We start from the raw sequence: 7,099 nt of genomic DNA, 5'->3' as shown, positions 1-7,099 counted from the left end.
CAAGGAGGAGGGCGAAGCCCGGGGGACATTCGCGGAGCAAGGTACCCCGTCGGCGGGATCGCGCCCTGAATGACTCCCGCGACGATGAACAAGAGATCGGAGCCTCATCTCAAGGCTCCTCGCGATCGCGAAGAATTTCGAGCACCCGCTCGACGCACTCCGCCACCAGCGACTGCCGATCGTCCGCCGGCGCGGGCGGCGTCGCGGTCCCGCCGCCGGCCGCGTTGCCGACCTCGACAGTGATCACCACTTCATCCACGACGATGGGCATGGAAGGCTCCTTCAGCTCTTGTCGAGCCGGAAATACTTGTAGGCCAGCGTCAGCGTCTCCACGACGAAGGTGTTGGCCGACGCGTTGAGATCGGCGATCGACCACTTCGTTGGAAAGGCGCCCACCACGTGCCACGTCATGAGCGGCTCGTGCTCGGGGTTCAAGAGCGTCACGTCCACGTCGCGCGGGGTGATGTCCAGCTCCTCGATGCACTGGCGCGCCCAGTTCCACACCTGGCTGTCTTTGAGCAGCCCGCGCTTGAGCACCAGGTCGCCGTACTTGGCCACGCCGGGGTAGCGCTGCACGTAGCGGTTCTCGCCGCCTTCGGGCATGTCCTCGGTGGCGATTTCCAGCGCGAGACCGCCGACCTCGGTGAAACGAAGGTCGTCCGCCGCGGGCGTGATGCCGAGCACTTCCACCTTGAAGTGGAAGCCCAGAGGGGGCGTGAACATGACGGGCCTGTTGACTGATGTGTCAGTCGTTCTGCAGCTCGAGCCCTTCGTGCGCGATCTCGATCGACTCGATCGCGACCTCGTTGCCCGCGGCCTTGAGGCCCGGCCCTTCCACCTTCACCGGGAAGGCGTTGTGGATCTTCCAGGTCATCACCGGCGCATGTTCTTCATTGAGCAGCGAGATCACCACGTCGCGCCGCTCCACCTGGTTGAGCTTGACGGTGGAGAGCCATTTGAAGAAGTCGTTGTCGGCCTTGATGATCCCGCGCTTGAGCGTCACGTTGCTGAACTTGCGAAGGCCCGGCATCTTGATCGACGAGTACTCGGGGAACGAGCCGTCGCGGTATTCGATGGCCTGGTTCTCCTGCGTGAGCCCGCTGACTTCGGAGAAACCGAGGCGGGTGCCACCCCACTGGACGGTGAAGTGGAAGACGGGAAGAGGGTATTGCTGCGGCATGGCGTCGGCTCCTCGAGGGTTTCAATCAATCGATGGATGAATGGGGGTGTCGCTCAGCTGGTCTGCAGCTTGTGCGAGAACTTCAGGACGATGAATTCGGCGGGGCGCACGGCGGCCATGCCGATCTCCACGTTCATGCGGCCTTCCAGGATGTCCTGCGCGTTCATCGTGGTGCCCAGGCTGCAGCGCACGAAGAAGGCGTCCTTGGTGGTGGCGCCCGCGAGCGCGCCCTCGCGCCATTTCTGCGTGAGGTAGTTCTCGATCATTCCGCGCACCTTGACCCAGGTGTTGGCGTCGTTGGGCTCGAACACGGCCCAGTAGGTGCTCTTCTTGACCGACTCCTCCACCATGTTGAAGAAGCGCCGCACCGGCACGTAGCGCCACTCGTTGTCGTTGCCGGCCAGCGTGCGCGCGCCCCACACGAGCGTGCCCTTGCCCGCGAAGGCGCGGATCGCGTTGATCGACTTGCCGGTGGTGGCATCGACGTTGAGCTCGTCCTGGCGCGCGTTGTCCAGCCGCACGGTGGGCTCCACCACGTCGGCCAGGCCCACGTTGGCGGGCGCCTTCCAGACGCCGCGCGCGGTGTCGGTCGCGGCATACACGCCGGCCACCGCGCCGCTGGGCGGCAGCACGATGTAGTGGTCCAGGAGGGCCGCCTTGGCGGCGTTGAAGGCGGCCGTGGCGGTGGTCTGCAGCGTGTCGAGCGTGGCCGCGGCGCCGCCGCCGATGGTGACGTTGACATTCGTGCCCAGGCCCATCACCGCATGGTTGAAGCTCGAGCGCAGGTAGGGGTAGTAGAGCGCGCCGTACTTCAGGTTGTTGTTGCCCACGCGCGCGCGGTTGGCGGTGAGCGCCGTGTTGTCCTGCGCGGCCTCGCCCCCGAAGAGGTCGAGGATCGCGAAGCGGTCTTTCAGCGTGCCGCACTGGATCAGCATGTTCTGCGACATGGTGTCGTAGCCCGTGCCGCCCAGCTGCACGGCCTCGGGGCACACGAGCAGCGTGGGCTCGTCTTCCAGCGCAACGGCGTCCAGGCCCGCGGTGAAGTCGGCGATGTCGATGGCATCGGCATAGCCGCCCACCGACACGATGTAGCACTTGCCCCCGCCGTTGTCGAAGAACATCTTGACCGCGTAGTACATGAGGTAGGTGATGTCGGGCGGCGTCACCGTGGCGATGAAGCCGGGGCCGTCGGCCACCAGCGCCACGTCGATGTCGGGCGTGTCCGGGCCGCCGAAGTACTGCTCGTATTCGGCGAAGTTGTAGATCTTGGTGGGCCGGTTGGCCAGGTCGCCAGCGCTCACCTTGCGGGCTTGCCCGGTGTAGCCGATGAAGGCCGGGATCGCGGTCTCGACTTCGGCCACCGAAGGTGGAAAGACCGAGATCTCTTCGACGTAGACGTCGGGCGTGCGGTAGGTCGGCATGGCGAAGGCTCCTTTGCTGTGCTTGCGAAATGGTTCAGGATTGCGAGAGGTGGACGACGAATTGCGCGTCGGCGCGGTCGGCCCCGGGCTGGGGCAGGTGGCCCACCAGCACGTCGCCGTTGCGGTGCAGTTCCAGCCCCGACGGCCCGCGCGCGCGGCGCGCGACGCTGGCCTGGGCCTCGAACAGGGCGATGCGCGCGCCGCCCGTGGGGTCGAGCAGGCCGGGCGCCAGGTGGCCGGCGCCGAAGGCGGCGGGCAGCACGCGGTTGAACTGGATGGCGGGGCGCGACTCGGCGGCGAAGCCGTTGTCCAGCACCTGCACCTGGTTGAACTCGGCCTCGCCGAAGCGGCTGGCCACGACGTAGTAGCGCAGTGTGTCGGTGCGCGCGGCGAACGAGAGCGTGAAGGCGTGGCCGGCGGCGATGTGGCCGGCGTCCACGGTGAGTTCGAGCAGGCCCCATGCGCCCGCCAGCTCGGGCTCGACCTGCAGGCGCCAGCTCTGCGGCGGCGCGTTGCCATCGTCTTCCTCGATGCGCCAGATGCCGCGCGTGAAAAGGCCCAACGGCGTCCATGCCTCGTCGCCGATGTTGAGCATGTTCTGCGCGCGCTGCGTGTCGGTCGCATCGAAGAGGCGCAGGGTCAACGGGCGTTGCGACGAACGCGGCTCGATGCGCAACTGCTCGCCGCTCATTCGCACTGCTGCGGGACCAGTGAGTGCGTCGGCATCGGGCGCGTTGCGCCAGAGCGCCGCATCGCCCGGTGACAAGCCGAGCGGCACGGTGATGAGGTCGAACGACGGCTCGCGCGGCCTGAGGCCGAAGAGGAAGCTGCGGCCCGCAAGCGGCGAGAGCGGCTGTGCGCTTTCGTCGGCTTCGTAGAGCACGTGCAGGCGGCCGTCGCGCTGTCTTGCAATGGCATGCGCGCCGGCGAGGGCGCGCTGCGTGGAAGGCGGCACGAGAAACTCGATCGCATCGCAGGCGCCGCCGAAGAAGGCATGCTGCACCTCGATGGTCCAGAGCGGGCGGAAGTCGATGCGGGCCATGGTGTCTTCAGCGTCCGTGCAGGGAGGTCTGGATCGAGGTGACCGGCATGCCGGTGCCGATCGGCTCCATGTCCTGCAGCGCCACCACCCGCATCCGGTACACCACCGAGGGCAGGTGCTTGGCGCCCAGGCACGTCCACATCTGGTTCAGCTGCTCGGGGCCGTAGCTCAGCAGCTCGAGCGACACGCGCTCCAGGCCCACGGGCAGCGCGGGGCTGTCGGGCGGCGTGAACAGCGGCCGCGCCTGGAAGAAACCCATGATGTGCGAGAGCGTGCGCAGCGCCTGTGCGTACTGCTGGAAGCGCCCCGAGAACAGCAGCACGAGGTTGAGCTTGAGCGGTGGCGGCAGCACGACCTCGCGGCCGCCGACGATGGCACGCTCGGGCATCTGCTCGCGCAGCACGCGCTCCTCGTCGATCTGGAACAGCGTGAGGCGGGTGGTATCGACCACGCCGAGCCAGTTGCCGCGGTCGTCGACGATCGGGCCGATGTCCACGGCACCGAGCTCGCTGCCCGTGCGCTTGCGCAGATGGACATTGACCTCGTCGGCGATGAAATCAAGCGCTGTGTCGATCACCATGCACCCTTCCAGAAACATCCCCTCGGTATCGGGGAGCGCAACCATATTCCCGGGGTTTGGCGTGCGCAATCGAGCCAACGGCCGTAGACCTCAGGAGGTACGACGAACCTCCATCGGCCGTGTAGCCGAGCGCGCATCGGCCGCCTGGCGCTTGAACTCCACGGGTGCGCCGCTAAGCTGGAACCGGTGCAAACCGTCCCCGGAACGACGAACGAAGGAGCGTGCGAATGCCCAAGCAGGTGTGCAGCGGTGCCCAGGTCTCGTGCTCGATGGGGCTTGCGCCTTCGGCGTTCAACGCGACGCCCAAGGTGGCCGCGATGCCCGCGGGCCCGCCGGGCAATGTGCAGGACAGCGTGCCCTTTCTGAACATCTCGCCTTTCGGCATGTGCCGCAGTCCCGCCAATCCTTCGGTGGCATCGGCCACGGCGGCCGCGGCCGGTGTGTTGACGCCGATGCCTTGCGTGCCAGTGACGCCCGCGCCGTGGACGCCCGGGGCCGCGATGGTGCAGCTGGGCGGCATGCCCGCCTTGCACGATGGCTGCACGTTGCAGTGCGTGTGGGGCGGCGTGATCAGCGTCGTGACGCCGGGGCAGGTGGTGGTGGACGTCACCTGAAGCACCCACGTCGCGCAAGGGAAAACGCCGGGGAGCGCGAGGAGGGTGCGCGGCTAAAGTGGCTGCGTTTTGCCACTCGCCGCCTCATCGCATATGCCTCTTTCGTTTTGCAACGTCGTCCTCACCGGAGCCTGCGGTGGCCTGGGCCAGGCACTGGCGCGCGAACTGATCGACGGTGGCGCGCAGATGGCGCTGGTTGGCCTCGACGTGGCGAAGCTGGACGTGCTGGTTGCACTGGCACCTGGGCGCTGCGCGGCCTACACGCCCGATGTGTCGAACAGCGCCGCGATGCAGTCCATGGCCATCGACTGGATGGCCAGGGCCGGCGTGCCCGACCTCGTGATCGCCAATGCGGGCGTGGCAGGCGGCTTCGACACGGCCGAGGCCGATGACCTCGCGGTGCTGCGCCGCATGCTGGAGATCAACCTGCTTGGCGCGGCGACCACCTTCCAGCCGTTCGTGAAGCCGATGCGTGCGCAGCAGCGTGGCGCATTGGTCGGCGTGGCCAGCATCGCGGGATGGCGCGGCATGCCGGGCAACGGCGCGTACTGCGCGAGCAAGGCGGGGCTCATTCGCTATCTCGAAAGCCTGCGTGCCGAGTTGCGCGAGACGGGCATCACGGTGCACACCGTGAGCCCCGGCTACATCCGCACTGCGTTGACGGCGGGCAACCGCTTCGCGATGCCGGGCCTGCTCGAAGCCGAGGAGGCCGCGCATCAGCTGCTTGCCGGCGTGCGTGCAGGGCGTGAACAGATCGTGCTGCCCCGCCGCATCGGTTGGCTTTCGAAGCTCTTGAACCTGCTGCCCGAGAAGCTGCATGACCGCGTTCTGCGCGGGCAGCCGCGCAAGCCGCGCGTGGGCGAGGCGGGTGCCACCGCCATTCCCGGTCTTTCCGGCGTCTCAGACAAACATCCACCGCACTGATGGCAGACAACGTCCCCACCCACGAGAAGATCGCGCTCATCGGCGCCGGCCCTTCGGGTCTTGCAGGGGCGCGCAACCTGCAGAAGCACGGCGTTCCCTTCCAGGGCTTCGAAGCGCACAGCGACGTGGGTGGCCTCTGGGACATCGACAACCCGCGCTCCACGGTCTACCACTCGGCGCACCTGATCTCCAGCAAGCGCACCACCGAATTCGCCGAATTCCCGATGGCCGACTCGGTGGCCGACTACCCGAGCCACCGCGAGCTGCGCCGCTACTTCAGCGACTTCGCCGACCGCTTCGGGCTGCGCGAGCACTTTCGCTTCAACACGCGCGTGCTGCGCGTGGAGCCGGTGAGCGAGGCGCCCGACACGCGCTGGCGCGTGACCGTCGGTACCGGCGACGGCGCCGGCGAGACGGCCGAATACAAGGGCGTGGTCATTGCCAACGGCACGCTCGCCGAGCCCAAGCGCCCGCGCTTCGACGGGCACTTCGATGGCGAGCTGCTGCACACCAGCGACTACAAGCACCCCGAGCTTTTCAAGGACAAGCGCGTGCTGATCGTCGGCGCGGGCAATTCGGGCTGCGACATCGCCGTCGATGCGGTGCACTACGCCAAGAGCGTGGACATCTCGGTGCGGCGCGGCTATTACTTCGTGCCGAAGTACGTCTTCGGCAAACCCGCCGACACGCTCGGCGGCAAGCGGCCGCTGCCGCCGTGGCTCAAGCAGCGGGTCGATGCGACGGTGCTCAAGTGGTTCACCGGCGACCCGGTGCGCTTCGGGTTTCCGAAGCCCGACTACCGGATGTACGAGTCGCACCCGATCGTGAATTCGCTGGTGCTGCACCACGTGGGGCACGGCGACATCGGCGTGCGCGGCGACATCGCGCGGCTCGAGGGACACACGGTGCATTTCAAGGACGGCAGCGCGCGCGACTACGACCTCATTCTGGCCGCGACGGGCTATGCGCTGCACTACCCGTTCATCGACCGTGCGCTGCTCAACTGGGAGGGCATGGCGCCGCGCCTTTACCTCAACATCTTCGCGCCGCGCTTCGAGAATATCGGCGTGCTCGGGATGATCGAGGCGAGCGGCATCGGCTGGCAGGGGCGCTATGAGCAGGCCGAGTTGCTGGCGCGCTACTTCCGAGCGAAGGCGGTCGGTTCGCCCAAGGCCGATGCGTTGCGCGCGGCGGTGCAGGGGCCCGCGCCCGATCTGTCGGGCGGCTACAAGTACCTGCAGCTCGAGCGCATGGCGTATTACGTGCACAAGGACACCTACCGCGCGGCGGTGCGCAGCGCCTCGGCGGCGCTGGCCGATCCGCGCTGAACGAGGTCAC

9 protein-coding genes are annotated in these 7,099 nt (G+C 67.6%); 3 read left to right on the top strand and 6 right to left on the bottom strand.

Going from position 1 to position 7,099, the window contains the following annotated elements:
• Nucleotides 1-109: 109 nt before the first annotated feature.
• The 6 genes from JC881_RS06615 to JC881_RS06590 are packed head-to-tail and all read right to left on the bottom strand — an operon-like array spanning nucleotide 110 to nucleotide 4,223.
• Entirely contained in the window at nucleotides 110-271 is a 162-nt protein-coding gene (locus tag JC881_RS06615; RefSeq protein WP_198784842.1) for a DUF5908 family protein, read from the bottom strand.
• Nucleotides 272-282: 11 nt separating this feature from the next.
• Nucleotides 283-723, bottom strand: coding sequence for a phage tail protein (locus JC881_RS06610; protein ID WP_198784841.1), 441 nt, complete (start codon nucleotides 721-723; stop codon nucleotides 283-285).
• Between the two features lie 22 nt (nucleotides 724-745).
• Nucleotides 746-1,180 (bottom strand): phage tail protein, encoded by a 435-nt coding sequence (locus tag JC881_RS06605; RefSeq protein ID WP_093431235.1) that lies wholly within the window; start codon nucleotides 1,178-1,180, stop codon nucleotides 746-748.
• Nucleotides 1,181-1,233: 53 nt separating this feature from the next.
• Complete coding sequence (locus tag JC881_RS06600; protein WP_198784840.1) at nucleotides 1,234-2,601, bottom strand: phage tail sheath family protein; 1,368 nt, start codon at nucleotides 2,599-2,601, stop codon at nucleotides 1,234-1,236.
• A gap of 34 nt (nucleotides 2,602-2,635) precedes the next feature.
• The gene (locus JC881_RS06595; protein WP_198784839.1) at nucleotides 2,636-3,643 is read right to left on the bottom strand and encodes a hypothetical protein; all 1,008 of its coding nucleotides are present in this window, start codon (nucleotides 3,641-3,643) and stop codon (nucleotides 2,636-2,638) included.
• Between the two features lie 7 nt (nucleotides 3,644-3,650).
• Nucleotides 3,651-4,223: a DUF4255 domain-containing protein gene (locus JC881_RS06590; RefSeq protein WP_198784838.1), complete on the bottom strand. Its 573-nt coding sequence runs from the start codon at nucleotides 4,221-4,223 to the stop codon at nucleotides 3,651-3,653.
• Between the two features lie 227 nt (nucleotides 4,224-4,450).
• Between JC881_RS06590 and JC881_RS06585 the strand changes: the two genes are divergently transcribed.
• The 3 genes from JC881_RS06585 to JC881_RS06575 all read left to right on the top strand — a co-directional run bounded on the left by JC881_RS06585 (nucleotide 4,451) and on the right by JC881_RS06575 (nucleotide 7,089).
• On the top strand, nucleotides 4,451-4,837 hold the full coding sequence (locus JC881_RS06585; RefSeq protein WP_198784837.1) for a DUF4280 domain-containing protein: 387 nt from the start codon (nucleotides 4,451-4,453) through the stop codon (nucleotides 4,835-4,837).
• 93 nt (nucleotides 4,838-4,930) lie between these two features.
• A complete protein-coding gene (locus JC881_RS06580; protein WP_198784836.1) occupies nucleotides 4,931-5,761 on the top strand; it encodes an SDR family oxidoreductase in 831 nt (276 codons plus the stop codon).
• Nucleotides 5,761-7,089, top strand: a complete 1,329-nt coding sequence (locus JC881_RS06575) for a flavin-containing monooxygenase (RefSeq protein WP_198784835.1) — start codon at nucleotides 5,761-5,763, stop codon at nucleotides 7,087-7,089. Before JC881_RS06580 ends, JC881_RS06575 begins: the two co-directional genes overlap by 1 nt.
• Nucleotides 7,090-7,099: the final 10 nt, after the last annotated feature.

It is taken from the genome of Variovorax sp. IB41, from assembly GCF_016405905.1.
In the GTDB taxonomy this organism is placed as follows: domain Bacteria; phylum Pseudomonadota; class Gammaproteobacteria; order Burkholderiales; family Burkholderiaceae_C; genus Variovorax.
The sequence above is the reverse complement of the archived record's forward strand: the minus strand, read 5'-3'. Positions and strand labels throughout refer to the sequence as shown.

What these genes read in the sequence shown, in the direction of transcription:
- JC881_RS06615 (WP_198784842.1), bottom strand. Translation starts at nt 271, where the DNA reads ATGCCCATCGTCGTGGATGAAGTGGTGATCACTGTCGAGGTCGGCAAC.
- JC881_RS06610 (WP_198784841.1), bottom strand. Translation starts at nt 723, where the DNA reads ATGTTCACGCCCCCTCTGGGCTTCCACTTCAAGGTGGAAGTGCTCGGC.
- JC881_RS06605 (WP_093431235.1), bottom strand. Translation starts at nt 1,180, where the DNA reads ATGCCGCAGCAATACCCTCTTCCCGTCTTCCACTTCACCGTCCAGTGG.
- JC881_RS06600 (WP_198784840.1), bottom strand. Translation starts at nt 2,601, where the DNA reads ATGCCGACCTACCGCACGCCCGACGTCTACGTCGAAGAGATCTCGGTC.
- JC881_RS06595 (WP_198784839.1), bottom strand. Translation starts at nt 3,643, where the DNA reads ATGGCCCGCATCGACTTCCGCCCGCTCTGGACCATCGAGGTGCAGCAT.
- JC881_RS06590 (WP_198784838.1), bottom strand. Translation starts at nt 4,223, where the DNA reads ATGGTGATCGACACAGCGCTTGATTTCATCGCCGACGAGGTCAATGTC.
- JC881_RS06585 (WP_198784837.1), top strand. Translation starts at nt 4,451, where the DNA reads ATGCCCAAGCAGGTGTGCAGCGGTGCCCAGGTCTCGTGCTCGATGGGG.
- JC881_RS06580 (WP_198784836.1), top strand. Translation starts at nt 4,931, where the DNA reads ATGCCTCTTTCGTTTTGCAACGTCGTCCTCACCGGAGCCTGCGGTGGC.
- JC881_RS06575 (WP_198784835.1), top strand. Translation starts at nt 5,761, where the DNA reads ATGGCAGACAACGTCCCCACCCACGAGAAGATCGCGCTCATCGGCGCC.